The sequence below is a fragment of the Aeromonas sp. ASNIH5 genome, from assembly GCF_002902865.1.
In the GTDB taxonomy this organism is placed as follows: domain Bacteria; phylum Pseudomonadota; class Gammaproteobacteria; order Enterobacterales; family Aeromonadaceae; genus Aeromonas; species Aeromonas caviae.
In genome coordinates this window covers 3,720,037-3,746,105 of record NZ_CP026122.1, presented here as the reverse complement: position 1 = coordinate 3,746,105, position 26,069 = coordinate 3,720,037, and the positions used below count along the sequence as shown (strand labels likewise).

29 protein-coding genes are annotated in these 26,069 nt (G+C 62.1%); 9 read left to right on the top strand and 20 right to left on the bottom strand.

From position 1 onward, the window contains the following. Together C2U30_RS17650 and C2U30_RS17645 are read right to left on the bottom strand one after the other, a co-directional pair. Positions 1–738, bottom strand: a complete 738-nt coding sequence (locus C2U30_RS17650) for an arginine ABC transporter substrate-binding protein (RefSeq protein ID WP_010673073.1) — start codon at positions 736–738, stop codon at positions 1–3. Positions 739–762: 24 nt separating this feature from the next. Beyond that, complete coding sequence (locus tag C2U30_RS17645; RefSeq protein ID WP_041214472.1) at positions 763–1,503, bottom strand: ATP-binding cassette domain-containing protein; 741 nt, start codon at positions 1,501–1,503, stop codon at positions 763–765. 200 nt (positions 1,504–1,703) lie between these two features. On the opposite strand from C2U30_RS17645, the gene argR reads away from it, so the two are divergent. Continuing rightward, complete coding sequence (gene argR, locus C2U30_RS17640; RefSeq protein WP_005308670.1) at positions 1,704–2,174, top strand: transcriptional regulator ArgR; 471 nt, start codon at positions 1,704–1,706, stop codon at positions 2,172–2,174. 79 nt (positions 2,175–2,253) lie between these two features. Here the strand turns inward: argR and C2U30_RS17635 are convergent, their stop codons facing one another. From C2U30_RS17635 to glnK, 5 genes are all read right to left on the bottom strand, one after another. Continuing rightward, a complete protein-coding gene (locus C2U30_RS17635; protein ID WP_103244199.1) occupies positions 2,254–3,159 on the bottom strand; it encodes a Dyp-type peroxidase in 906 nt (301 codons plus the stop codon). An 89-nt stretch (positions 3,160–3,248) separates the two neighbouring features. After that, positions 3,249–4,283, bottom strand: coding sequence for an ABC transporter ATP-binding protein (locus C2U30_RS17630; protein ID WP_103244198.1), 1,035 nt, complete (start codon positions 4,281–4,283; stop codon positions 3,249–3,251). Between the two features lie 40 nt (positions 4,284–4,323). Then, positions 4,324–5,949 (bottom strand): ABC transporter permease, encoded by a 1,626-nt coding sequence (locus tag C2U30_RS17625; RefSeq protein WP_103244197.1) that lies wholly within the window; start codon positions 5,947–5,949, stop codon positions 4,324–4,326. 39 nt (positions 5,950–5,988) lie between these two features. After that, positions 5,989–6,996 (bottom strand): Fe(3+) ABC transporter substrate-binding protein, encoded by a 1,008-nt coding sequence (locus C2U30_RS17620; RefSeq protein WP_039039971.1) that lies wholly within the window; start codon positions 6,994–6,996, stop codon positions 5,989–5,991. Between the two features lie 228 nt (positions 6,997–7,224). Further along, entirely contained in the window at positions 7,225–7,563 is a 339-nt protein-coding gene (gene glnK, locus C2U30_RS17615; RefSeq protein ID WP_005332325.1) for a P-II family nitrogen regulator, read from the bottom strand. A 201-nt stretch (positions 7,564–7,764) separates the two neighbouring features. Between glnK and arfB the strand changes: the two genes are divergently transcribed. Both arfB and C2U30_RS17605 read left to right on the top strand, forming a co-directional pair. Next, the gene (gene arfB, locus C2U30_RS17610; protein WP_010673067.1) at positions 7,765–8,181 is read left to right on the top strand and encodes an alternative ribosome rescue aminoacyl-tRNA hydrolase ArfB; all 417 of its coding nucleotides are present in this window, start codon (positions 7,765–7,767) and stop codon (positions 8,179–8,181) included. 26 nt (positions 8,182–8,207) lie between these two features. Then, positions 8,208–8,702, top strand: a complete 495-nt coding sequence (locus tag C2U30_RS17605) for a methylated-DNA--[protein]-cysteine S-methyltransferase (RefSeq protein WP_010673066.1) — start codon at positions 8,208–8,210, stop codon at positions 8,700–8,702. Between the two features lie 607 nt (positions 8,703–9,309). Here C2U30_RS17605 and C2U30_RS17595 read toward each other — a convergent pair. The 7 genes from C2U30_RS17595 to C2U30_RS17565 form a co-directional block, all read right to left on the bottom strand. Next, positions 9,310–10,506, bottom strand: coding sequence for a NupC/NupG family nucleoside CNT transporter (locus C2U30_RS17595; RefSeq protein ID WP_103244195.1), 1,197 nt, complete (start codon positions 10,504–10,506; stop codon positions 9,310–9,312). A 182-nt stretch (positions 10,507–10,688) separates the two neighbouring features. Further along, positions 10,689–11,624 carry a LysR family transcriptional regulator gene (locus C2U30_RS17590; RefSeq protein ID WP_199767384.1) on the bottom strand — a complete coding sequence of 312 codons (936 nt, stop codon included), beginning with the start codon at positions 11,622–11,624 and terminating at the stop codon, positions 10,689–10,691. A gap of 82 nt (positions 11,625–11,706) precedes the next feature. Further along, positions 11,707–12,243, bottom strand: coding sequence for a glutathione peroxidase (locus C2U30_RS17585; protein ID WP_010673063.1), 537 nt, complete (start codon positions 12,241–12,243; stop codon positions 11,707–11,709). Positions 12,244–12,302: 59 nt separating this feature from the next. Then, positions 12,303–12,866: an NnrU family protein gene (locus C2U30_RS17580; protein WP_103244193.1), complete on the bottom strand. Its 564-nt coding sequence runs from the start codon at positions 12,864–12,866 to the stop codon at positions 12,303–12,305. Between the two features lie 261 nt (positions 12,867–13,127). Then, complete coding sequence (locus C2U30_RS17575; protein ID WP_042882141.1) at positions 13,128–14,261, bottom strand: glycerate kinase; 1,134 nt, start codon at positions 14,259–14,261, stop codon at positions 13,128–13,130. A 9-nt stretch (positions 14,262–14,270) separates the two neighbouring features. Further along, complete coding sequence (locus C2U30_RS17570) at positions 14,271–15,533, bottom strand: GntP family permease (protein ID WP_039039966.1); 1,263 nt, start codon at positions 15,531–15,533, stop codon at positions 14,271–14,273. A gap of 119 nt (positions 15,534–15,652) precedes the next feature. After that, entirely contained in the window at positions 15,653–16,768 is a 1,116-nt protein-coding gene (locus C2U30_RS17565; protein ID WP_039039965.1) for a sugar diacid recognition domain-containing protein, read from the bottom strand. Positions 16,769–16,974: 206 nt separating this feature from the next. Between C2U30_RS17565 and C2U30_RS17560 the strand changes: the two genes are divergently transcribed. From C2U30_RS17560 to C2U30_RS17550, 3 genes are all read left to right on the top strand, one after another. Next, the gene (locus C2U30_RS17560) at positions 16,975–17,349 is read left to right on the top strand and encodes a YacL family protein (protein ID WP_039039964.1); all 375 of its coding nucleotides are present in this window, start codon (positions 16,975–16,977) and stop codon (positions 17,347–17,349) included. A gap of 49 nt (positions 17,350–17,398) precedes the next feature. After that, complete coding sequence (locus C2U30_RS17555; RefSeq protein ID WP_039039963.1) at positions 17,399–17,689, top strand: hypothetical protein; 291 nt, start codon at positions 17,399–17,401, stop codon at positions 17,687–17,689. A 161-nt stretch (positions 17,690–17,850) separates the two neighbouring features. After that, positions 17,851–18,681, top strand: coding sequence for a CPBP family intramembrane glutamic endopeptidase (locus C2U30_RS17550; RefSeq protein ID WP_103244192.1), 831 nt, complete (start codon positions 17,851–17,853; stop codon positions 18,679–18,681). Positions 18,682–18,715: 34 nt separating this feature from the next. Here C2U30_RS17550 and C2U30_RS17545 read toward each other — a convergent pair whose 3' ends face one another. The 6 genes from C2U30_RS17545 to C2U30_RS17520 form a co-directional block, all read right to left on the bottom strand. Next, entirely contained in the window at positions 18,716–19,918 is a 1,203-nt protein-coding gene (locus C2U30_RS17545; RefSeq protein ID WP_076611394.1) for an ISL3-like element ISAeme19 family transposase, read from the bottom strand. 150 nt (positions 19,919–20,068) lie between these two features. Then, the gene (locus C2U30_RS17540) at positions 20,069–20,488 is read right to left on the bottom strand and encodes a DUF4426 domain-containing protein (RefSeq protein WP_029313762.1); all 420 of its coding nucleotides are present in this window, start codon (positions 20,486–20,488) and stop codon (positions 20,069–20,071) included. An 18-nt stretch (positions 20,489–20,506) separates the two neighbouring features. Then, complete coding sequence (gene yggU, locus C2U30_RS17535; protein WP_010673054.1) at positions 20,507–20,806, bottom strand: DUF167 family protein YggU; 300 nt, start codon at positions 20,804–20,806, stop codon at positions 20,507–20,509. Then, positions 20,806–21,357, bottom strand: coding sequence for a YggT family protein (locus tag C2U30_RS17530; protein WP_010673053.1), 552 nt, complete (start codon positions 21,355–21,357; stop codon positions 20,806–20,808). Before C2U30_RS17530 ends, yggU begins: the two co-directional genes overlap by 1 nt. 23 nt (positions 21,358–21,380) lie before the next feature. Further along, positions 21,381–22,205, bottom strand: a complete 825-nt coding sequence (gene proC, locus C2U30_RS17525) for a pyrroline-5-carboxylate reductase (protein ID WP_041210938.1) — start codon at positions 22,203–22,205, stop codon at positions 21,381–21,383. A 122-nt stretch (positions 22,206–22,327) separates the two neighbouring features. Further along, the gene (locus C2U30_RS17520) at positions 22,328–23,029 is read right to left on the bottom strand and encodes a YggS family pyridoxal phosphate-dependent enzyme (protein WP_042864460.1); all 702 of its coding nucleotides are present in this window, start codon (positions 23,027–23,029) and stop codon (positions 22,328–22,330) included. A 39-nt stretch (positions 23,030–23,068) separates the two neighbouring features. On the opposite strand from C2U30_RS17520, the gene tapT reads away from it, so the two are divergent. The 3 genes from tapT to yaaA are packed head-to-tail and all read left to right on the top strand — an operon-like array spanning position 23,069 to position 26,042. Beyond that, complete coding sequence (tapT, locus tag C2U30_RS17515) at positions 23,069–24,103, top strand: type IVa pilus ATPase TapT (protein WP_103244191.1); 1,035 nt, start codon at positions 23,069–23,071, stop codon at positions 24,101–24,103. Between the two features lie 23 nt (positions 24,104–24,126). Next, positions 24,127–25,236: a PilT/PilU family type 4a pilus ATPase gene (locus C2U30_RS17510; protein WP_041214461.1), complete on the top strand. Its 1,110-nt coding sequence runs from the start codon at positions 24,127–24,129 to the stop codon at positions 25,234–25,236. A 32-nt stretch (positions 25,237–25,268) separates the two neighbouring features. Further along, positions 25,269–26,042 carry a peroxide stress protein YaaA gene (yaaA, locus tag C2U30_RS17505; protein ID WP_103244190.1) on the top strand — a complete coding sequence of 258 codons (774 nt, stop codon included), beginning with the start codon at positions 25,269–25,271 and terminating at the stop codon, positions 26,040–26,042. Positions 26,043–26,069 lie beyond the last annotated feature (27 nt).

The window sequence follows — 26,069 nt, the reverse complement described above, 5'->3', positions numbered from 1 at the left end:
TTACTGCGCGAAGTACTTGTCATAGATCTTCTGATAGGTGCCGTTGGCCTTGATCTCGGCCAGCCCCTTGTTCAGCTGGGTCAGCAGTTCCTGGTTGCCCTTGGCCACGGCGATGCCAAAACCGGTACCGAAGTACTTGGCGTCGGTCACCGGGGTACCCACCACGGCGTATTCCTTGTGCTGCTTGAGCCAGTCCGCGGCCACCGCCGTATCGGCAAACACGCCGTCAGTGCGGCCATTCATCATGTCGAGGAAGGCGCTCTGGTAGCTGGCGTAGGGCACGGTCAGCAGACCCTTGCTCACCCAGTTGTCCACCAGATAGGACTGGTGAGAAGTGCCGTTCTGCACGCCGACTGTCTTGTCCACCAGATCGTCCGGCCCCTTGAAGGTCTCTTTCTTGGCGACGAACACCGCGGAGTTCTCGTAATAGATATCGGAGAAGTCGACCTGGGCAGCCCGCTCCGGGGTCACGTCCATGGCGGCGATGACGGCATCATAGCGACGGAACTTGAGGCTGGGGATCAGGCTGTCGAAGGCCTGGTTGTGGAAGCTGCACTCCAGCTTGGCCTGCTCGCAGACCGCGCGGGCCAGATCGATGTCAAACCCCTGGAACTCGTTCTTGTCATCCAGGTATTCGAACGGCGCATAGGTTGCCTCGGTGGCGAACTTGATCTCTTTGGCCAGCACAGAAGTGCTCAGCAGACCCATGGCGGCGATCAGCAACAGACTCTTTTTCATGACAGCTTCCTTATCGACTCAATATCAATGCATCAAGAATTCGGCAAACCGGCTGGTTTGCGGGGACTGGAAGATGGCGGCGGTGCCAGATTCGATGATCCGCCCCTTCTCCAGATAGATCACCTGACTGGCCACCTTGCGGGCGAACTCCACCTCGTGGGTCACCACCACCTGGGTGATGCCTGTCTGGCTCAGGGTGCGGATGATCTCCGCCACCTCTTTGGTAATTTCGGGATCCAGGGCAGCCGTCGGTTCGTCAAACAGCAGCACCTGGGGATCCATCATCAGGGTCCGGGCAATGGCGACCCGCTGCTGCTGGCCACCGGAAAGCCGTGCGGGCCAGGCGTCCCGTTTGTCGGCCAGTTGCAGCTGGGCCAGCAGATAGGCCCCTTTCTCGATGGCCGCCTCGCGGCTCATGCCGAGCACCTTGACGGGCGCTTCAATCAGATTCTCCATCACGGTGAGGTGCGGCCACAGATTGTACTGCTGGAACACCATGCCCACCTTGCGGCGCAGCGCCTGTGCCTGACGGTTGAATTCGGCAGTAGAGAGGCTGGACGGGAAAGAAAATTCACTGTCTGCGATGCGCAACACACCGGCATCCGGCGTGTCCAGCAAGTTCATCATGCGCAGCAGAGAGCTCTTGCCTGCCCCGCTCGGGCCCAGCAATACCAAGGTCTCGCCGGGAGCAGTCCGAAAGCTCACCTGCTGCAGTACCGGCACCTTGTGCCAAGATTTTTCGATGCCGATTAATTCGATACCCATACAGCCCAATTGAATAAGTTTTCAAAATTTCGTCCTGATTCTAGCGCCAGCATAAGTTGATGCAAGCTATATTTGAATCAATATGCAGAACAAGCGCCGCTTCCTTGCCAAAACAGGCATATGAATGCAAAATAGCAGCGCTGTTCGTATCTGCCGCCTGAGCGTGACAGGCGGTCACTCCCCTCATTCGTGAGTCCAAGATGAAACATAACGACAAGCAAGAAAAACTGGCCAAGGCCTTTAAAGCCTTGCTGAAAGAGGAGCGTTTCGGCTCCCAGGCAGAGATAGTGACTGCCCTGCAAGAGATGGGCTTCGAGAACATCAACCAATCCAAGGTCTCGCGCATGCTGAGCCGCTTCGGCGCCGTTCGCACCCGCAATGCCAAGATGGAGATGGTCTACTGTCTGCCGGTGGAACTGGGCGTGCCCACCACCTCCAGCCCCCTCAAGAACCTGGTGCTGGATGTCGACCACAACGGCGCTCTGGTGGTGATCCACACCAGTCCCGGCGCAGCCCAGCTGATCGCCCGCCTGCTTGACTCCCTCGGCAAGGCCGAAGGGATCCTCGGCACCATCGCCGGTGATGACACCATCTTCATCACACCGACCAGCGATACCGACATCGAGGAGCTCTACCTCTCCGCCCTCGAGCTGTTCGAGCAGACGCCCTGATCCGGTCGCCTTGAGCGATCCGCACAAAAATCCCGGCCTTGGCCGGGATTTTTTGTTTTGAGCGGTCGGCAGGCCGGGCTTATTTGCCCTCGGCCACCAGAAAATCGACGGAAGGGGCGAAGAAGGCCGCGCCGGTCACCGCCCGGGTGAAGCGCAGCAGGTGGTCGAAGTGGCTCCCCTCCCCTTTGTACATGCTGGCCAGCATGGCGTTGAAGTGCAGCGGTGTGCGGCAGCAGGAGATGAAGTAGAGCCCCTGTTCGCTCATGGTGCCCCAGGGCATGCTCTGGCGCAGGATCTCCATGGACTCCCCCTTCGGGGTCTTGAGGTTGACCCGCTTGATGTGGGAGGTGAGTGGCTTGTCGGCGGACTCGTATTCGATGTTGTCGACCTTGGTGCGGCCTATGATGTCTTCCTGCTCCTTCAGGGCCAGCTTCTCCCAGTCGCTCATGGCGTGGGCCCAGCGCTGCACGTGGATGTAGGAGCCACCGGCGAACTCGCCGCCGTCCAGCAATGCCACCTCGGCGCGGTGCTCATCCTGCGGGTTCTCGGTGCCGTCGACGAAACCGGTCAGATCCCGGCAATCCTGGTTGCGAAAACCGCGGACTTCCTCGGCCAATTCAACAAGCCCGGCCAGCAGGGCCATGACGCGATGACCGGCATGATGCAGCACGTCCACCCGATCGGCACGCAATTGTACGAAGAGATCGAACGGGGTATTGGGGGCCTCCTGACCGTTGGCGGATTGCGCCATGAAACTGCGGAACTGGGGCGGCCGGGCGGCAGGATAGAGATCATCCCAGGCGTCGGCCCCAACGGCGACCAGACCGCTGAAAGCCGCATCGGGGAAGTCGGCGCTCACCGCCTCCCAGAGTGCTGGCAGGCTGGCCAGGCGGGAGGTCAGGGCAGCGGCGTCACCGGTGCGATTGAACATCAGATAGAGGGCGTGCAGATTCGGCTCTGCGCAGATCCCGGCTTGGGCTTTCATGTCTCTCTCCAAGTGCGTTGGCTATGGGCGTGGCGCGATTATAAACCAGCGCGCTTCCAGTTCATTGATTTCACGACAATACCACGCACTCAGGGCAAGGGGTCAAACAACACCAGGGCATGAGGCGCCACGGTCACCCGCGCGCGCTCCCCTTCCAGGGGCTCACCGATGCTGGCTTCCAGTTGCTGGCCGCCCCCCTCCACCAGTACCCGGCAGTGATGGCCCAGGAACTGTTGCTCACGCACCCGGAGCTCACCGTCATCCGCCGCCGTCAGCGCCAGTTGCTGAGGTCTGAGCATGAGCTGCAACCGCTCCCCCACCGCGCGGCCATGGGGCTCCTGACCGCAGATGGTTCCAAGGAGGGTCTGCACGCAGTGGCTGTCCACCACCTCGGCCGCCAGATAATTGACCCCGCCGAGAAACTCCGCCACGAAGCGGTTCCCGGGGCGGCGATAGAGCTGCTCCGGCTCCCCCACCTGCTCGATGCGACCGGCGCGAAACAGGGCCAGCCGATCGGCGAAGGCGAAGGCCTCTTCCTTGCTGTGGCTGACGAAGATGGCGCCAATGCCCTGCTGTTTGAGCAGGGTGCGGATCTCGAGGATCAGCTTCATCCGCACCTGGGTGTCGATGTTGGAGAAGGGCTCGTCCAGCAGCATCAGGCGCGGCTTGCACACCAGGGCGCGGGCGATGGCCACCCGCTGCTGCTGGCCGCCGGAGAGCTGATGGGGATAGCGCTCCCCCAATCCCTGCAGGTTGACCAGCGCCAGCGCCTCTTCCACCTGCTGCAGGCGGCTGCCGCGATCCTGCCCGGTCAGGCCGAAGCCGACGTTCTCGGCCACCGTCAGGTGAGGAAAGAGAGCGTAATCCTGGAAGATCATGCCGATATGGCGGGCCTCCGGCGGCACACTCACGCCGGGGGCATCGAGCAGGGTCTCTCCCAGCCGGATCTCCCCCTGGGCCAGGGGCAGCAGACCGGCCACTGCCTTGAGCAGCGTGGTCTTGCCACAGCCGCTGGCCCCCAGCAGACAGACAATCTCGTTGTCGGCCACCTGCAGGGAGAGCTGCTCCAGCACGGGGCGGCCATTGTAGTGACAGCTGACCTTCTCGATATTCAGGCAGGACAAGGTTCTTTTCCTCTCGCGTAGTGATGCCGGACGGGGCCGCTCAATGGCCTGGACCATCCAGGGTACGGTTGATCCACAGCAGGGGAATCAGCCCCACCAGCACGATGACGATGGCACCGAGCGCCCCCCGCTCCAGCATCTCGTCCGAGACGAACTGATAGACGTGGGTCGCCAGGGTTTCGAAGTTGAACGGCCGCAGCAGCAGGGCGGCGGGCAGCTCCTTCATGGATTCGATGAACACCAGCATGGCGCCGGCAAAGAGGCCGCGCCGTACCAGCGGCAGGTGAATGCGACGCAGCATGCCGCCCGCCCCCTGCCCCAGAGAGCGGGCAGCCATGTCGAGGCTGGGGGAGATCTTGCTCATGCTGCTCTCCACCGACCCGATGGCGATGGCCACGAAGCGCACCAGATAGCCGAACACGATGGCGGTGAGGGTGCCGGTCAGGAGCAGACCGGGGCCCGGCATCCCGAGCCACTCGGCCAGATCGTTGATGCCAAAATCCAGGGCCGTGAGCGGCACCAGCACGCCGATGGCCAGCACAGTCCCCGGCATGGCATAGCCCATGGCGGCGAGGCGCAGGGGCAGCAAGCTGCGAGGCCCCCCATCGAGGCGACGGAAGAAGCCGAGCAGCAGGGCAATGGCCATGGCCAGCAGGGCGGTCAGGGCCGAGATGGCGAGGCTGTTGCCCGCAAAGCGCACGAATTCGGGCGTCCACGACAGCGCGAAGTAACGCCCCCCGTAATCGAGCAGGATGACGAACGGCAGGGCGAACCCCGCCAGCACCAGGCCCCAGCACCAGAGCCCGGCCAGCACGCCCCTCAGGCCACCGAGGGGGTAACGCAGGGGCTGCTCGAAGCCCATGGACTTCTGGAACACCTGCTGGCGCTGGCGGGAGCGGCGCTCCAGCGCGATGAGCAGCACCACCGCCAGCAGCATCAGACAGGAGAGCTTGGCGGCGGTCGCCAGGCTGCCGTAGCCGAGCCAGGTGTCGTAGATGGCGGTGGTCAGGGTGTTGATGGCAAAGAAGTGGACGGTGGCAAAGTCCGCCAGAGTTTCCATCGCGACCAGAGATGCCCCCACCATGATGGCCGGGCGGGCCAGGGGGAGGCTCAGGCGGCGAAAGCTCTGCCAGGGGGTGCAGCCGAGCAGGCGGCTGGAGTGAATGAGGCTGACCGACTGCTCCAGGAAGGAGGCCCGTGCCAGCAGATAGACATAGGGGAAGAGCACCAGCGCCAGCACCCAGGCGGCGCCACCGAGGGAGCGAATGGCCGGGAACCAGTAGTCGGCCGGTCCCTGCCAGCCAAACAGGGCACGCAGCCCCGCCTGCAGCGGGCCCGAGTAGTCGAGCAGGTCGGTATAGACGTAGGCCACGATATAGGAGGGCATCGCCATGGGCAGCATCAGCGCCCATTGCAGGGCGCGGCGCCCCGGCACCTCGCACATGGCCACCAGCCAGGCGGTGGGCACTCCGAACAGCAGGCTGAGGCAGACCACCCCCAGCACCAGGCCGGACGTGTTTCGCAGATAGTCGGGCAGTACGGTATCGGCGAGGTGGGCAAACAGTTCCCCATCAGCCGAGAAGGCGGAGAAGACCAGGGCGAGTACCGGCAAACCCAGCAGCAGAGCGGTGACCCAGCTGCCGGAAATCCATCCAAAATGTTTCATGAGTCCACAGAAGTTGATGGGGCCGTTGGCCCCATCTGATTACAAGTCGAATTTCACTTCATCCAGCAGTTGCAAGGCGTCCTTGCGGTGCTTGGCATAATCGCTGACCGGCATAGGGTCAGACTTGAACGTGCCCCAAGACTTGACCATGGCAGAAGGCTCGACCCCCGCCTTGACCGGGTACTCGGCATTCACATCAGCATACATGTGCTGGGCGGTATCCCCGGAGAGGAACTCCATCAGCTTCTGTGCTGCGTCCTTGTTCTTGGCATACTTGGTCATGGCCACGCCGCTCACGTTGACGTGGGCACCGCGATCACCCTGGTTCGGGAAGTTGATTTCCACCGCGTCGGCCCAGGACTTCTGCGCCGGGTCCTTCAACATGGCACCCAGGTAGTAGCTGTTGCCCAGGGATACATCACAGATGCCGTCCTTGATCGCCTTGACCTGATCACGGTCGTTGCCCTGGGGCTTGCGCGCCAGGTTGGCCTTGACCCCTTCCAGCCAGGTCTTGGTGTCCGCCATGCCGTGATGGGCAATCATGGACGAAACCAGCGCCACATTGTACTCGTGCTTGCCGCTACGGGTACAAATTTTTCCTTTGAATTCAGGCTTGACCAGATCTTCGTAGCGGATGGTGTCGAGCTTGCCAAGACGCTCCTTGCTGGAGTAGATGGCACGCACCCGGGTGGTCAGGGCGAACCAGCGGTTGTCCGGATCGCGATAGATGGAGGGGATGTTCTCCTGCAGCGTCTTGCTGTCCACCGGCTGCACCAAGTCCTTGTCCACCAGCTCGGTCAGACGGCTTATGTCCACGGTCAGCATCAGATCTGCCGGAGAGAGCTTGCCTTCCCGTTCCAGACGCTCGTTCAGCCCCTCTTTGGCAAACACCACATTGACCTTGATCCCGGTCTCCTTCTCGAACTGCTGGATGATGGGCTTGATCAGCTCATCCTGACGGTTCGAATAGACGTTTACCTCCTGGGCGGCGAACGCCGACTGGGCGACAAGCGTGGAGAAAGCCAGTGCCAACATCTTCATTTTCATCATCCGTTCCTTGTCTGCGTAAAGAGTGATAACCATTTTCGTTTGCATTCTGCATGAATCGGGAGGAGAGGATCAAGGCGGTTTGCTGGGTTGGAACGATCTATTTAATCAGCGGCCAAACAAAAAGACCGGATGGAATCCCATCCGGTCTTTCGACGACCACCCATTCACACTGTCGGCAGAACCTGCCCGGACCTTTGCCCGACCCGGCCGGGCAAAGGAGCGTACTCAGAGCGCCTCGTCGTCGCTCTCACCAGTACGAATACGCACCGCTTGCAGCAGGTCATAGACGAAAATCTTGCCGTCACCGATCTTGCCGGTATAGGCCGCCTTGCAGATGGCCTCGATCACCCCTTCGACGTTCTCGTCTGCGGTGGCGATCTCCAGCTTCACCTTCGGCAGAAAGTCGACCTGGTACTCGGCTCCCCGGTATAATTCGGTGTGCCCCTTCTGGCGACCAAAACCCTTCACTTCGGAGACGGTCAGGCCTTCCACCCCCAGGTTGGCGATGGCCTCGCGCACGTCGTCCAACTTGAAAGGTTTGATAATCGCAGTAATCAGCTTCATCTGGTTGCTCCCAATCCATGGTATGTCACGAATGGGTCATCAATTCTTGTGCCAAGTATTTTTATCGTTTATTTTCATATAGATAGACATGACACTCTGAGCCGGAAAGGCTCAGGATCACCAAGGAAGCGCATCTCGCCCCATAATGAGGCACCAAGCTGCACCAGACTCCCTTGATGCACCAAATGAGAGCATCACCCCATGTTAGTCATCTCCAACAGCGTGATCATCCCCTGGCATGAACTGCAATTCCAGACCATGCGGGCCCAGGGCAATGGCGGCCAGCACGTCAACAAGACCGACTCCGCCGTCTGGCTGCGCTTCGATTATCGCGACTCCCCCAGCCTGCCGCCGCTCTACAAGGAGGGACTGGAGCGGCTCAGCGACAGCCGGGTTCACGACGGCTTCATCCAGATCAGGGTCGAGACCCATCGCAGCCAGGACATGAATCGCAAGGAGGCCATGAGCCGCCTGACCGAGCTGCTGAAAAAAGCCGCGTGGCGCCCCAAGGCCCGCCACGCCACCAAGCCGACCCGCAGCTCCCAACGCAAGCGGGTCGATGCCAAGAAACGCAAGGGAGAGATCAAATCCACCCGCGGCAAGCCCGTGCTGGAGTGACCTGCCACAACCCCGAGGACAAGAGAATGCAGTACAGCTTTTGTGAATGTGCCAAGGGGCCCCTGCTCATCGCCATCGATGGGGCCGGGCTGCGCCACGTGGAATTCATGCAAGGGGAGCGCCCCGTCCTGCCGCAACCGGAGTGGCAGCGGGATGATGTCGCCCTGGCCCCTTTTGTCGAGCAGTTTGCCGCCTACTTTGCCGGCCGCCTGCGGCGCTTCGATCTCCCCCTGGCCGCCACGGGCACACCATTCCAGCAGGCCGTGTGGCAGGCGTTGTGCGACATTCCCTACGGCGAGACCGTCAGCTACCTCCAGATTGCAGAGGCCATCGGCAACCCCAGGGCGGTGCGGGCGGTGGGCGCCGCCAACGGCCGCAATCCCCTCAGCATCATAGTGCCCTGCCACAGGGTCATAGGGCGCAGCGGTGAACTGACCGGCTACGGGGGAGGCATCCCCATCAAGCGCTGGTTGCTGGCACTGGAGCAGGAGACCGCAGACCACTTCGCGCTGACTCCATGAAAGGGTGCGCCTCCTGTCAAATGCGGGTTGCGGGTGCAGGCACCACAGACCGCAGGCCACTCGCGCGGATCCTCTGACGAGCGGCATCTTCATCACATACGAGTTGCTGGGCCCAACAGCAGACCGCAGGCGGCGTTGCACTGCCCATGACGGACAGCATCCCCATCACATGCTGGTTGCTTGCCATCTGGCAGTATGGTTGCGTGATGTGTTGAGCCTGCACCGGGATAATCTGCCGCCGGATCCGCCCCATGGCAGGAGCATGCCCACCGCCCCGATTCATCTTTCCTTTGAGCCGCACAGCAAAATAAATCACTGATTATTTATTTTATTTCAGCATCAATCATTTAAAAATCACATTTCGGTAGCATTTTGAAAATGAACACAGTATGAAGACTCGCCTCAGAAGCGCTTCAGAGAGCATCAGGCATCATGGCTTCACACTTGGATGGGACGGCTCATCCCTCATTCAGGTGGCACCCATGTGACGCTTCCAATCTGTCTTTTCCCCGCGCCTCCCCAGAGGCGCTTTTTTTTGCCTGCAAGCGGGTGCAAAAAAGCCCGCCGAAGCGGGCAATGATTGGAAGGTGCTGACTTCCAGGGTCTATCAGAGGGCGAGGAACAAGCCTGCCAGGGAGGCGCTCATCAGGTTTGCCAGCACCCCCGCCAGGATGGCGCGCATGCCATAGCGGGCGATGAAGGACTTGCGCTCCGGCACCATGGCCCCCAGGCCGCCGATGAGGATCGCCATGGAAGAGATATTGGCGAAACCGCACAGGGCGAAGGTGACGATGGCCTTGCTCGACTCGTTCAAGGTCTGATCCTGCACCAGGGCGATGAAGGCGACGAACTCGTTGATGACGATCTTGGTGCCGATCAGGGCACCAGCCGCCTGGGCCTGATCCCAGGGAACGCCGATGAGCCAGGAAACGGGGGCAAACAGCCAGCCCAGGATGATCTGGAAGCTCAGCTCCAGCCCCACCAGGTCGCCGGCCCAGCCCAGCAGGCCGTTGAGCAGGGCGATTACGCCGACGAAGGCCAGCAGGGTCGCCCCCACGGCGACGGCGATGTTGAGACCCGCCATGGCACCATCGGCGGCCGCTTCAATGACGTTGGTGGCGCGGGGGATCTCCACGTCTTCGTGGTGATCTTCCTCTTGCGCGGCGGGCGGCACCAGGATCTTGGCCATGGCAAGCCCGGCAGGGGCGGACATGAAGGCCGCCGCAATCAGGTATTTCAGCTCGACCCCGATGCTGGCGTAGCCCACCAGGGTGCCGCCAGCTACCGAGGCCAGCCCGCAGCTCATCACCGCAAAGAACTGGGAATCGGACATCCTGGAGAGATAGGGTTTGACCACCAGCGGCGCTTCCACCATGCCGACAAAGATGTTGGCGGTGGCAGAGAGGCTCTCGGCGCGGCCGGTGCCCAGCAATTTCTGCAGGCCGCCGCCGAGCAGGGCGATCACTTTGGGCATCAGGCCGATGTGATAGAGGATGGCGATCAGCGCGGAGAAGAAGATGATCATCGGCAGCACGTTGAAGGCGAAGATGAAACCGAGTTTGAACTTGGCCAGATCCCCGAACAGGAAGGCAATCCCCTCCTGGCCGTAGCCGATGACGCTGCTGACGCTCTCGCTGACACCGTTCAAGACCTGCTGACCGGCGGGCAGCCAGAGCACCAGGGCGGCGAAGAGCACTTGCAGGCAGAGAGCAAAGCCCACTGTTCGCAACGGGATACGACGACGATTATCAGAGCAGAGTGCGGCCAGGGCCAGGATGCTCAGGATACCAAGCAGGGCAATCATGGGGATTCCATCCAGTGAGGCTGAAGATGGGCGCGGATTCTGCTCCCCTCCCCTCACCGCCGCAACCCTGCCGGGTTACAACCCTGTTAGCAAAAACGTTTGCACGATATCGGTTGCGCCAACTGACTGATTTGACACAACTTTGAAATCGCACTCACGCCAGTGTTCTTGTATGGAAACGATTATTCCTCAGTGCCGGACAATTTCCCCCCGAGCCAGGGTGCGAGTCGCTGCGCCCAGTAGGGCCCGGGTCCGAAGCTCTCCTTGAGGAAGTCGATGAAGAGGCGGATCTTGGGATCCAGATGCTCTCGCCTGGCATAGACGGCGTGCACCGCCATCTTCTGGTTCGGTTGCCACTGGGGCAGCAGAGGGATGAGCTGACCAGATTGCAGCTCCTTGTCCAGCAGGTAGTTGGCCACATAGGCGATGCCGAGCCCGGCCAGGGCGGCGTCCCGCACCGCTTCCGCCAGATCCACCCGATAGTTGCCCGCCACCTGCACCGTCTGGCGCTCCTTGCCCTGGCGAAATGACCACTCGTGGTAGCGCCGCTCCCGGCTCTGGTAGGTGATGCAATTGTGATGGGCCAGATCCCTGGGGTGCAGTGGCGTGCCGTGACTCAGCAGATAATCCGGCGAGGCCACCAGCACGAAACCGATGTCTGCCAGTCGCTGCCCGACCAGGGACTCGGGTTTGTCCTCGTAGGTGGTGATCCAGAGATCCAGCCCCTCATCCACCAGATTGGTGCGGTGATCGAACAGGGACACCTCCAGCTCCAGATCCGGATAACGTGCCTGAAACGCCTTGAGGCGCGGGATCACGTGCAATCGCCCGAAGGATTGACCAACCCCCAGATGGAGCACGCCGCTCACCTTGCCACGGCGCTCCGCCACCATGGATTCCGCCTCCAGCGCCACCACCACCAGAGCGCGGCAGTGGCGGGCATACTCCAGACCCAGTTCGGTGAGCCCGAAACGGCGGGTAGTGCGCTGTACCAGCTGGGCGCCGAGCGCGGTTTCCAGCAGGGCGAGTTGCTTGCTGATGTGGGATTTGGAAACCCCGAGGCGGCGCGCAGCCGCAGAGATGCCCTGTTCACGAACCAGGGCATCGAAGATCACCATTTGGGGAAGACGTTGCAGCACGGTGTCACCGGAGTGGATGGCGGGGCCGCATTATTCCAGAGCGGCCCGCCATGGGGTAGGGTCAGTGCCCCAGGGCATCGATGATCTGCTGTTTGAGAGGATCATCCGACGGATTCTGGTTGGCACCATAGCTCGCAATCAGCTTGCCGTCCCGCCCGACCAGGTACTTGTGGAAGTTCCAGTTGGGCGCATCACCGTCGGCAGCAGCGGCCAGCCCCTTGAACAGCGGCACCGCATCCGAACCCCGCACCGCCACCCGGTTGAACATGGGGAAGGTCACCCCGTAGTCCCGGCGGCATACCTCGGCGGTTTTGTTCTCGTTGCCCGCCTCCTGCCAGAAATCGTTGGAGGGGAAGCCCAGCACCATCAGTCCCTTCTCCTTGTAGCCCTGATAGAGGGCTTCCAGATCCCGGAACTGACCGCTGTAACCGCAGTAGGAGGCGGTGTTGACCACCAGCACCACCTTGCCCTCGGTCAACTGGCAGAGGTTGTGGCGCTGGGTGCTGTTGAGCTCCCGCATCTCCACGTTGAAGTAATCGGGGCAGGCGGCAGAGACCGCGCCCGAGCCGAGCATCAGCAGCAGGGTGAACCATTTCATCGACGTGACTCCCATTGTTTTGTCCATCATACGCAAGACCCCGGAATCTGGTTCAGGGATCAGAGCAGGGGGATCCCGGTCAGCCAGCCGTGTCCCCAGAAGATAAGCAGAGCCGTGAGCGCCAGCCCCGCCCCCAGACTGATCCCCGTCCCCTGCCAGGTGGCGGCGGCACGGGGGTGACGACCCCACTCCCGCATCGAAATCCAGACGATGCTGATGAGTGCCCAGAGACCGAGCCCGCCAAACAGCACCAGGGAACGCGCCTCGCTGTTCACCGCCAGATGGGCCCCCGACCAGAGCAGCACCCCGAGCAGCTGGGGATGCACCAGCCAACGGCGGAAATGATTGGCCCCCTGCCCCGCACACAGCAGTACAAGGGCGATCGGCATGATCCCCATCACCAGGGTGGGCCCCCAGACAGGCAGAAAATAGAGGGGCATGGGACTGGCACTGCGCCAGCCTGCGAGGATGCAGCCGATGGCGACGAACACCAGCAGCGAGAAGAGCCCCTTGTAGCGGTTCTCCCCCAGCCGCTCCCGCAGACGGGCGCGGTGCTGTGCCGCGAAACAGGGGTAAAGATGAGTCAGGGTGAACAACACCACCCCCAGGGTCAGCAGGATCATGGCTCGCTCCTCGCATATTGCCCCCCGGAATGGGAAGCCCTCCCTCAGGCGGGCCTTGTTTCTCGTGGCTCCCTCACTGTCGGGAGATCACTATGCCGCAAAGCCCCTTGTCAGAATACAAAAACCATATAAAAGACAGCAGGATAATAAAAAAAGCCGACCCAAGGATCGGCAAGTGCGTCAGAGGTGCCACGCCGGGCCGCTCACTCTGCTGCACGGGGCAGGGTCTGGCCGATGCACCGCATCGGCCAGGAGAGAGGGTCATTTGCGCAGCAGGTAGAGAGCCGCCACGTTGCGAGCCGTGAGCTGCAGGTTGGTGGTGGCGGTGGCCAGCGCCTCCGGCAGGGACATGGCCCGATTGACCACGGCGAACACCGCATCCAGCCCATGCTCGTGCACCACGCCGCAGTCATCGGTGAGGCATCCGGCGATGCCGATCACCGGCTTGCCGAACTGCTTGGCACAGCGAGCCACCCCGATGGGCGTCTTGCCATGGATGGTCTGGCTGTCGATGCGGCCCTCGCCGGTGATGACCAGATCCGCATCGGCCACCGCCTCGGCCAGGTTCAGCGCCTCGATGACGATCCGGATGCCGGGTTTGAGCTCGGCGCCGAGCAGCCCCACCAAGGCTGCCCCCATGCCGCCTGCGGCCCCCGTTCCCGGGATCTCCTTCACCTGCTTGCCAAGCGCCTGTTCGATGCAGTCCGCGTAACGGGCCAGATTGGCATCCAGCTCGGCCACCATCTCGGGAGTTGCCCCCTTCTGCGGACCGAACACGGCGGATGCCCCTTTCGGGCCGCACAGCGGATTGTCCACGTCGCAGGCCACCTCGATGTGGAGCCCGCTCAGACGGGGATCCAGCCCGCTCAGGTCGATGGTGGCCAGCTCGGCCAGACCGGCACCGCCCGGCGCGATGGGGGTACCATCTGCTTTCAGGAGCTTGCCGCCGAGTGCCTGGATCATGCCGGCACCGCCGTCATTGGTGGCGCTGCCGCCGATGCCGAGGATGAGGTGGTTCACCCCCATCTCCAGCGCGGCCAGGATCAGCTCCCCGGTGCCGACACTGGAGGTGAGCCTCGGATTGCGCAGCTCGGGCGCCACCAGATGAAGGCCGGAGGCCGCCGCCATCTCGATGACGGCGCGCTTGCCATCCCCCAGCAGGCCCACGAAGCCCTGCACCCTGTTGCCGAGGGGGGCGGTCACCTCGACCGGCAGGATGCGACCACCGGTGGCATCCACCAGAGACTGCACCGTCCCCTCGCCACCATCGGCCATGGGCAGCTTGACGTAGGTGGCATCCGGCAGCACCTGCTTGAAACCGGCCTCGATGGCATCGGCCACTGCCATGGCGCTCAGGCTCTCCTTGAATGAATCGGGGGCAATCACAATTTTCATATCAGTTCCTTAGGCGAGGCCAAACACGCCAAACATCAGGGTGGAGACAACGGCGATGGTCAGACCGACCGCGGTTTCGTAGGGGATGAGCTTGAGTCGCTCGCCGACGCCCATGTGGACGCTGCCGCCGGTGGCATGGAAGAAGGAGCCGTGGGGCATGTGGTCAAACACGGTGGCGCCGGCGTGGATCATGGCGGCCCCTGCCAGGCTGCTGATCCCCAGTTCAATCAGAGTGGCGCTGAACACGTTGGAGGCCACCACGGTCCCGGCCGTGGTCGAGGCGGTCGCCAGCGACATCAGGGCACCGGAGATGGGGGCCAGCAGATAGGAGGGCAGACCGGAAGCGGTCAGGCCGCTGATGAGCACATCTTTCAGGCCGGAGTTGGCGATGATGCCCGCCAGGGTACCCGTCCCCAGCAGCATGATGGCAACCGGCGCCATGCGGGCCAGGCCCGAGACGGCAAACTGGTTCACCTTGGTGAACTTGCCCATCATCAGGGCCCCCACCAGGCCGCCGAGGGGCAGTGCAATGAGCGGGTCCACCACGATGCCGGCGATGGGACGCAGGGCGAGCAGCAGGATGGCGACCAGGGGCGCACTGATGGCGGCGGCAAAGCCGGGCAACTTGGCACCGTCAAAGCTCACCACCTCGTCGGCGGCCACCTTGCTGCCTCGGTTGTTGAGGCGCTTGGCGAGCCAGTAGGCCATCACCAGACCGAACAGGCCGGGAATGATGCCAGCCGCCATCACCGAGGTGAGAGGCAGGTGGAAGGCATCGGCTGCCGCGATGGCGTTGGGATTGGGAGACATGACGTTGCCCGCCTTGCCACCGCCTATCATCGCCAGCAGGATGGCCGCCTTGGAGAGATCGGCACGGCGGGCGATGGCCAGCGCAATGGGGGCGACCGTGATGACGGCCACGTCCACGAAGACGCCGACCGCGGTCAGGATCAGGGTGGCCAGCGCCAGAGCCAGCAGGGCGCGGGTTTCGCCGAGTTTCTTGACGATGGTCTCGGCGATGGTGGTGGCGGCGCCCGATTCGATGAGCACCCCGGCCAGCACACCCGCCGCCAGGATCCGCATCACCGCCGTGGTGATCCCCTGGGCGCCGCCGATCATCAGGGCGACGGTCTGGGTCAGGTCGGCGCCACCGATCAGGCCACCGGCCAGGGCACCGACAATCATGCCGTAAGCAGGCGGCACCTTCTTCAGGATGAGGAAGATGGCGATGGAGAGCGCGGCGAGCGCGCCGAGCGCGGAGACTGGGATCATGACGGGCACCTTGTTGTTGTAATGAGTGGCGCCATTATGGGGATCCCCGCCTGGAATGCTTTGGCCATAAAACCAAAAAAAGCATTTACCGGCCTTGTATTTTTGTTGGAAAAGACAAATCAGCTATCGAGACTGAGCCCGAGATAGAGCAGAAACTTGTCATCTAACTTGTTGAAATTCAAACCGGTTATCTGCTCTATCCGGGTCAGTCGATAACGCAGGGTGTTGGGGTGAATGAACAGGGCTTCGGCACAGGGATGCAGATCACAATCCTGCAAGAAATATTGGCGCAGCGTCTTTTGCAGCGTTCCCTTTGTGTCCTCCTGCGCCAGCTTTTGCAGCGGAGCCCGCAGCTGATCCGCCTGCCAGGAGTCCGCCAGGGTGCCGAGCAGCACTGAGAGCCGGTAATCCTCGAAGAAATAGACCTGCTTGCGGGGCGACTGGCGCATGCCACGGCGCAAGGTGTCTCGCGCCGTCTGGTAGGAGAGCGCCAGCCCGGGGATGCCGGCGAAGTAATCACCCACCCCGATGCGAACCTTGAAATGGGGAATACGGGAGAGCAGCTGCCGGATCCGGCTGCGCTCCTGCGCCGACTGCCAGACGCCGTCGCTGAGCTGGGCGGGTTTGAGCACCACTATCTCGTCCAGGCCGTTGATGGCCACCAGGTTGTCCCGCTCCGGGTTTTCCAGCAGGTGAACCAGCTCCCTCACCTGGGCGGGCTCGGCCTCCTCCAGCGCCAGCACGGCCACCACCCGGGGCTGGGCGAGATCCAGCTCGAGGAAGCGGGCCACCTGTTGCAGTTGATCGGCCCGCCCTTCGCCGCGAATGAGCTGCAACACCAGCTCCTCCTTGTGGCGCTTGTCCCACTGCAACTGCTCGGTGAGTGCCGCCTGTTCCAGGATGAGCTCGGCGGTCATGCGCACCAGCTCGGCGTAAGCACGCACGATGTCCGGATCCCCCGAGATGCCGATGACGCCGAGCAGCTCCCCCTGATAGGCGATGGGCAGGTTGATGCCAGGCCTCACCCCCTTGAGCTCCCGGGCGGTGGCCTCGCTTATCTCCACCACCCGGTTCTCGGTCAGGGCCAGCACGGCCCCCTCGTGGCGCTGGTGCAGCCGCTCCGGATTGCCGGACGCAATGATGAGTCCCCGCTCATCCATGACATTGACCGAGAACGACAGGATCTTCATCGCCCGGCTGACTATCTGATGCGCGAGCGCGTCGTTGAGCTGCATTGCCTCTCCATACCATTCGTTGACAGGGTCCCCGGCGTGCGCCATCACCGGGATCACCCGTTAAAGATCCCACATCATCAAGACAAGCGCGGGGGGGATCGCTAGAATAGGCCACTTTACGCTATCAGTGCCCCACCATGGATCAAGGATCCGGCATCATGCCGCTTTGCGCCGTGGTGGTTTCACCCTCCGATATGGACTCCGCTATGGATTATGAATTTCGCCGCGACCCGTTCGGTGGCTATCGCGCCCGGTTCTCCATGGGCCATGAAGCCATCGGCCAGTGGTTGATCGACGAGGTGGGCAAGGACGAGGAGAAGCTCGACGAGCTGTTCGCCATCATCGACCAGCTCTCCAGCCGGGCCCGCACCGAATACCGGCTGCTGGGGGGCGACTACTCCCTGCTGCTGACCCACGAGGAAGCCGAGGTGAAGGCCAATGTCCTCAATATCGAGCAGGATGAGGATCTCGACGATCTCGCCTACTACGATGATGAACAGCTGGCCATGTGCGGGCTGGAAGATTTTGCCCAGGTACTCGGCTCCTGGCGCGCCTTTATCCGCAACGAGGATATGGGCTGATTACCCCCATTCGGGCGAGCATGCCCCTTGCAACCCAACAGGATTGACTATGTCCATTTACGATTTTGATGACGAACTGCCGGAAGACGAGCTGGATCAACCGAAGAAACCCGCCCAGCCCAAGAAGAAGGGCAAGCAGGTGCTGAACACCCAGGTCAACCTGAGCCCGCGCGATGCCAGCCGCCTGAACGGCATGCACGTCGAGGCCATCACCACCCTGGATGACGTCAGTCTGCCGAAGAACGTCATCTTCAAGGCCGGTCTCATCGCCCTGGGCGAGCTGGAAGCCAGCAAACGCGCCGACATCATCGCCCGGGTCATCGCCGAGTCCGGTCGATGATACGGGAAGGCCATCGCCTCTCTCGGTGACATCTTGCCGCCGCCCAAGCCGGAGCCCAGCTCCGGCTTTTCATTGCGCGTCTTCTGCCGGCCAGTCCCTTTTCCTTGAACCAGACCATGGGGATCGTTAAGGTGCGCCCTTCATTCATACAAGGAGACTCGATGTTACCACTCCCCGATATCCTCATCTGGCTCGTCCTGGGGCTCGCCGTACTCTGCTGCCTCGCCCGCCGGACCAGGCCCGGCATGCTCCTGCTGGGACTAGCCCTGCTCACCGCCCTCTGGCTTGAGCGACTCGCGCCCCTCGCCGCTCTTGTCAGCCTCACCGGTCTGCTGCTGGCCTGGCGTACCCCCACCCTGCCCCCACCCTGGCGCGGCGTCGCACTGACGCTGGTCCTGCTGTGGTCCCTCGCCCTGACGCTGCATCTGGTGCCCGGCTTTGACAATCTCAGGGTGCTCGACAAGGTACAGGCGGGCCCGGCCAGCGTGCCCTTCACCCTCTACCTCAATCTGGACAAGCCGCTCATTTTCTTCGCCCTGCTGCTGGCCATCCCCGGCCTGCTCGGCCCGGGTGGAACGATGCGCTGGCGGCCGCTGGCCCTGCTCATCCTGCCGCTCGCGGCCCTGCTCATCACCGCCTGGCATCTGGGCGCCCTCAAACCCGAAGCGGGACTGCCCCACTGGTGGTGGCTGTTCGCGTTCAACAACCTGCTGTTCACCTGTGTGGCGGAAGAAGCGCTGTTCCGGGGATGCATCCAGCAAGGGGTGGCAAGCCGAAGCACGCCCTGGGCAGGTCTCCTGGTCGCCAGCCTGCTGTTCGGCGCAGCCCATCTTGCCGGTGGCCCGTTGCTGGTGTTGTTCGCCGCGCTGGCGGGGGCCTGCTATGGCCTGGCGTTCCAGCTGAGCGGGCGCCTCAGTATCGCCATCCTGCTCCACTTCCTGTTCAACTTCGCCCACCTGGCCCTGTTTACCTATCCCCTGGCCAGCCACTGACGTCGAGCACAGGTTCACCGGGCAAAAAAATGGTTCATCGCGGCTTTCCGGGGAAGGCCGCCTTGATTTTCAGAAAAAAGTATTCTGAGTCCCTAAATCCATATGCCATACGCTTTATCACTTTGATCTTGTTGTTCACCCCTTCCAGCACACTCGTGTGCATCGGGTAGTTTGCACTCGCCAGGATCCCCCGCATATATTTCGATAAATTTCGACCAAATCGTTGCAGCGGCGCTAGCCCGCTTTCCTTCACCTGCCGCATCCAGCTCCGCCATCGTCGCCATCCTTCCCACACGCTCGGCGCATACCAGATGCCCTTCAACCCCTCTTTCAGCACGTACACCATCGCCAGCGGTTGATTCGCCGCCAACAGCTCCTGCAACTTCACATCCTGTTTTTCACTCAACTTCGCCCGATTACGTAGCAGCAACCAACGCGCACTTTTGACCACTTTTCGCGCCGGTTTATCGCTTTTCAGTGCATTCGCCTGCTCCACTCGCACCCGGTCCACCACCTCTCGGCCATAGCGAGCCACCACGTGGAACAGGTCGTAGACCACCTCCGCCTGCGGGCAGTGTTGCTTCACCTCCAGGTCGAACGCCGTGTTCATGTCCATCGCCACCGCTTCAATCTGCTGGCATCGCTCGCCGAGCTGCTCGAAGAAGGGACGGATAGCGGCCCGGCTGTTGCCGTGCCCCACCCACAGGACGCGGGTTCGCTCGGCATCCATGATCACGGTGGCATAGCGGTGTCCCTTGTGCAGGGCAAACTCATCCATCACCAGCCGCCGCACCTCCCCAAGTTCGATGGTGCCCACACTGGTCTGCAAACGGCGCTTGTCGATCTCCTTGATGGTGTGCCAACCGACCCCGGTGAGCTGGCTGACATGGCGGATGGGGAGGTACTGAACGAGCGCTTCAATCCAGCACTGCATGCGCCGGGTGAGGCGGGAGCCAGAGGGGAGCCAGTCGATATGTTCACTGACGCGACCACAGCGCAGACAGTCGACGCGGCGAACAGGCAGTTGTAACCAGACTTGTCGGTCAAATAGGTCTCGCTCACGCACCCGGCGGATACGTTGGTCGTGGATCAATGGCGTGGGTTGCAGGCATCGGCGACAACGGGGCAACAGGTCGGCGCGAGGCTCAAGGGTAAACAGGGTGTGATGGTTGGCAGAAAGCGCTTGGGCGATGACGGTATAACCTGGCCAGAAGGAGGCAATATCAATATGATGCACGGCGACAGCAGGGTGATGGTGGTGGTGTGTTTGGAGACAGCCAGTTTACCAGCACCCTGTCTGTCAACTTCCACTTCCCCAAGATCCCGCGAAGAACCAAAAAAATGCCCCGCCCCCGTGGGGGCAGGGCATCTGCATTCACCCTGCAATCTAGTCGACGTAGAAGGTCTGCTGGAAGGTCAGCGTCTGCTGCTGCCCCTCCCCCATGATCTTCAGGGTGAACTGGTAGGTGTCCTCATTGCGATAGGGCAGCACTGCCAGGTAATAGATGGCATTCCCCTCTTTCACCTCCTGAAAATTCAGGGTGCGAAGGGTGCCGGTCAGATTGCGGGCTTCGCCGCTTATCCCCACCGCCTGTGCCACCCCCTGCTTGTTCTGCACCGCGATATTGACGATGCCGTTATAGCGGCTGCGCTCCAGGCCATAGGTCCTGGCTACCTCGGGGGTGAGGAAGCTGGAGTTGAACGCGCTGTAGTGCACTTTCCAGGGGCCCAGCTCCTGCATCTGCTCAGCCCGCAGCGGCAGCGTCATCAGGAGCGCCAGCAGGCAACTCATCCAGGCAGTTTTCATGATGTCATCCCTCTCGTATCAACCCTGATTATCGAGCAGAGCGGCAATCTCGGCGGGGATCTGCTTTGGCGCGTCGATGGCGACCGTCTTGTGCCGACCCAGCTCCCCCCGCAGGATGCGAACCTGCCCCTTGGCCACCTTGCACTGCTTGGCCAGGTACTTGATCAGGTGACTGTTGGCCTGACCATCCACCGGCGGTGCCGTGATGGCCACTTTCAACTCGTCACCGTGCAATCCGATGATCTGATCCCGGCTCGCCTTGGGCTGGATCATCAGATGCAACACCAGCTCGTCCCCTTCCAGCAGGACGGCGGGCATCAGATCATCCACCACAACTGGCCGAACAGATCCCCCATCAGGTAGTTGATGGCCTGCAGCGCGATGAAAGCGACCAGCACGGAGAGATCCAGCCCGCCCAGTGCAGGCAGGATGCGGCGAATGGGGGCCAGGAAGGGTTCAGTGAGCTGGTGCATCACGTATTCAATGGGGTTGCGACCCTGGCTGACCCAGCTCAGGATGGCGCGGATAAGCAGGATCCAGAAGATCATGGAACCCGCTTTCTTCAACACGGTGAGCGTCGCAAACAGACAGAGAGTGAGCCAGTCCGCCTGCAGCACATTCATGCTCTTGAGCAGGACCAACTTGCCAAAGGCGATCAGCAGCGCCAGCAGCACAGAGGCCATGTCCAGCCCGCCAAAACCCGGGATGACGCGGCGCAGGGGCACCACCAGCGGGTTGGTCAGCTTGACCACCATCTGGCTCATGGGGTTGTAGAAGTCGGCCCGCGCCCACTGCAGCCAGACCCGCAGCAGCACCACCATGAGGTAAAGATCAAAGACAGTGTTAATCAAAAAGTAAGCCGTGTTCATCCGGGCTCCTTGCTAAAAGGGATTCAGAAAAGGGTTTCCATTTCGCCGGCCCGGGTAACGGCCGCCTGCATGGCTCTTGCGGTCAGCGGCATCAGCCCCTGCTCCTGGAATGTCTTGACGGCCTCGGCCGTGGTCCCGCCCTTGCTGGTCACCTGCTCGCGCAGGGTCTGCAGCGACAGCTCGGGATTTTGCTCCACCATGGCGGCCGCCCCCAGGGCGGTTTGCTGCACCAGCAGGCGGGCCTGCTCCGGCGTAAAGCCCATGGCCTCGGCCTCCTCGGCAATCGCCTGCATGAACAGGAAGAAGTAGGCCGGGGCACTGCCCGCCGCCGCGATGACGCCGTTGATGCCGGCCTCCTCATCCACCCAGAGGGTCTTGCCCACGGATTGCATCATCTGTTCGGCCACCGCCCTATCGGCCTGCCCGATGGCGGGCGGTGCATAGAGCCCGGTCATCCCCAGCCCCAGCAAGGAGGGGGTGTTGGGCATGGTGCGAATGATGCGATCGTGACCACCCGCCATCTCCTGCAAGCGCGCGACGCGAATGCCGGCAGCGATGGAGATGAGCAACTTGCCATCCAGCGAGCCAAGCTCGGCCACCAGCGCCGTCAGCATGCCCGCCATCAGCTGGGGCTTGACCGCCAGCACGATCACCTCGGCCTCCCGGGCCGCCTCGGCGTTGTCCTGGGTGATACGGATGCCGAACTGGCTGGCCAGTTCGTCCAGCTTGGGGCGGCTGGGATTGGCGGCGATGATACGCTCTGCCGGGTAGCCCGCCTGGATGAGGCCGGCAATGATACTGCGGCTCATGTTGCCTGCCCCGATGAAGGCGAGGGTTCTCTGCTGCATCAAACACTCCTGTTACTGACATCGCAGCGGATGCCGACCCAGCCTGTGCGGGCTGACAGCATCACACGCGCCTGTTTACCTGAAAAAAGCACGACCGGGGTGTTTCTCGCCCCGGCTCTTGCTCATGAATAGTCACGGGCCCCGAAGATGGCGGTCCCGACCCGCACCATGGTGCTGCCATGGGCAATGGCCGGCTCAAGATCCTCGGTCATCCCCATCGAAAGGGTGTCGACGCTCGGGTATTGTTGCGCAAGCTCGGTGAACAGAGCCTGCATGCGCGCCATCTGGGCCGCCAGCACCCCCTCGTCGCGGGTATGCTCGGGGATGGCCATCAGGCCGCGCAACCGCAGCCGCTCGCTTTGGGCCACCAGGGAGGCCAGGCGGAAAATCTCTTGCTCCGACGTACCGGATTTGCTGCTCTCTCCGCTAATATTGATTTGCAGACAGATATTTAGCGGCGCGAGCCCACTCGGTCTCTGGTTGTTGAGGCGTTCGATGAGCTTGTCACGATCGACACTTTGAACCCAGTCGAACCGCTCCGCCACCAGCTTGGACTTGTTCGATTGCAGCGGGCCGATAAAGTGCCACTCTATGTCTGTACAGGCATTCTGCTCGCGCAAGGCATCAATCTTGAGCGCGGCCTCCTGGGCGTAGGATTCGCCAAAGCGCCGCTGGCCGGCGGCATAGGCAGCCTGAATGTCCCCCAGCGGCTTGGTTTTACTGACAGCAAGCAACTGGATGTGATCTGGGCTGCGGCCAACACGCCGGGCAGCCTCTACAATACGTTCCTTTACCTGAAGCAGGTGCTGGGCAATCTGGCTCATATTTCGTTCGTAATCTTGTGATGGGAGAATAACAAATCTATGGATATCACAGAGTTATTGGCATTCAGTGTAAAGCATAAGGCATCGGATCTACACCTCTCGGCCGGGGTCCCCCCGATGATCAGGGTTGATGGGGAGGTTCGCAAGATCAATTTGCCCGCCCTGGATCACCGGGAAGTCCATGCTCTCATTTACGACATCATGAATGACCACCAGCGCAAGGAGCTGGAGGAGAACTTCGAGGTGGACTTCTCCTTCGAAGTACCCGGCATGGCACGCTTTCGGGTCAACGCCTTCCAGCAGGCGCGCGGCTCGGGCGCCGTGTTTCGTACCATCCCGAGCACCGTTCTGACCCTGGACGATCTGGGGGCGCCGGAGATATTTCGCAAGATAGCGGAGTACCCTCGCGGCCTGGTGCTGGTGACTGGACCCACCGGCTCGGGCAAATCCACCACCCTGGCCGCCATGGTCGATTACATCAATGACAACTTCCACCACCACATCCTCACCATCGAGGATCCCATCGAATTCGTGCACGAGAACAAGCGCTGCCTGGTGAACCAGCGGGAAGTACACCGCGACACCAAGAGCTTCAGCAACGCCCTGCGCTCGGCCCTGCGGGAAGACCCGGATATCATCCTGGTAGGTGAAATGCGGGACCTCGAAACCATCCGCCTCGCCATGACCGCCGCCGAAACCGGTCACCTGGTGTTTGGCACCCTGCACACCTCCTCGGCTGCCAAGACCATCGACCGTATCATCGACGTCTTCCCCGGCTCGGAGAAGGACATGGTGCGATCCATGCTCTCCAAATCCCTGCGGGCGGTCATCTCCCAGACCCTGCTCAAGCGTATCGGTGGCGGCCGGGTGGCGGCCCACGAGATCATGCTGGGGATCCCGGCGGTGCGAAACCTCATCCGGGAAGACAAGGTGGCCCAGCTCTATTCCGTCATCCAGACCGGGATGACCCACGGCATGCAGACCATGGACCAGAGCCTCAAGCAGCTGGTCAACCGGGGGGGCGTCGCCTCCCTCGATGCCAAGGCCAAGGCGGTCGATCCCAATACCATTTAAGCTCGCACACCCAAGGAGTCGCCATGAACATGGATGTTCTGCTCGCCGCACTGGTTGAACAAAAGGGCTCGGATCTCTTCATCACGGTCGATGCCCCCCCGACCCTCAAGGTCAACGGGCGTCTGGTGTCGCTCGGGCCGGCTCCCCTCGACAAGACGACGGCGCTGGCGTTGATCAGAGAAAGCCTGGACGAGACCCACTTCGAGCGCTTCCTGCACACCCGCGAGGCCAACTACGCCATCCAGCGAGGCTCGCTGGGGCGCTTTCGGGTCAGCGCCTTCTGGCAACAGGATATGCCAGGCATGGTGCTGCGCCGCATCGAGACCCGCATCCCCACCTTTGACGAGCTGGTGCTGCCTCCCATCCTGCAGGAGGTCGCCATGGCCAAACGCGGGCTGGTGCTTTTCGTCGGCGCCACTGGCGCCGGCAAGTCCACCACCCAGGCGGCCATGATAGGCTTTCGCAACCAGCACGGTGACGGCCACATCCTGACGGTGGAGGATCCGGTGGAGTTCGTCCATCAGCACGATCGCTGTCTGGTGACCCAGCGGGAGGTGGGGATCGACACCGCATCCTTCGATGTCGCCCTCAAAAACTCCCTGCGCCAGGCCCCGGATGTCATCCTCATCGGTGAAATCCGCTCCCAGGAGACCATGGAGTTCGCCATCCAGTTCGCCGAGACGGGGCACCTCTGCCTCGCCACCTTGCACGCCAACAATGCCAACCAGGCGCTGGATCGCATCCTGCATCTGGTCCCCCAGGAGAAGCACCGCCAGTTCCTGTTCGATCTCTCCTTCAACCTGCGCGCCATCGTCGCCCAGCAGCTGCTCCCCTCCGCTCACGGGCAGCGCCGGGTCGCCGCCTTCGAGATCCTGCTCAACACCCCGCTCGTCACCGACATCATCCGCAAGGGAGAGATGCACAGACTCAAGGAGGTGATGACCAAATCCGGCGAGCTCGGCATGCAGACATTCGATCAGGCGCTGTTCGGCCTGTTCTGCGCCGGCCAAATTGGCTACAGTGAGGCCCTTGCCCATGCCGACTCCGCCAACGACCTGCGACTGCTCATCAAGCTGTCGGGTCGCGAGCAGCTGGGCGCAGGCACTCTCGACAACGTGACCCTGGATGAATGAGGGGTGTGCGTCACCGCTAGTAAAGGACAGTTATGCTGATTGTGGTTTCCCCGGCCAAGACGCTGGATTACGAGTCACCCCTGGTGACCTCCCGTTTCACCCAACCCGAACTGCTGGACCACTCCGCAGCACTGATCACCCGGGCTCGTCAACTGAGCCCGGACCAGATCGCCAGCCTGATGAAGATCAGCGACAAGCTCGCCGGCCTCAACGCCGCCCGCTTTGCCGAGTGGCAGCCTGACTTCACGCCGGCCAACGCCCGCCAGGCGCTGCTGGCCTTCAAGGGGGACGTCTACACCGGTCTGGCCGTAGAAGATTTCAGCGAGGCCGACCTCGACTTCGCCCAGGCACACCTGCGCATGCTCTCCGGCCTCTACGGGGTGCTGCGCCCGCTTGATCTGATGATGCCCTACCGGCTGGAGATGGGGATCCGCCTCGACAACCCGCGCGGCAAGGACCTCTACCAGTTCTGGGGCGACATCATCACTGAGCACCTGAACAAGGCGCTGGCAACCCAGGGGGACGACGTACTGATCAACCTCGCCTCCGACGAGTATTTCAAGTCGGTGCGCCCGAAAGCCCTGCAGGGGCGCATCATCACCCCGGTCTTCAAGGACGAGAAGAACGGCCAGTTCAAGATCATCAGCTTCTACGCCAAGAAGGCCCGCGGCATGATGGCACGCCACATCATCAAGCATCGGCTCACCCGGGTGGAACAGCTGACCGGTTTCAATGCCGACGGTTACTACTTTGTACCGGAAGAGTCCGACGCCAATACCCTGATGTTCAAGCGCGCTGAAAATTAATTACACATTCAAGGGAACCAAGTCGGA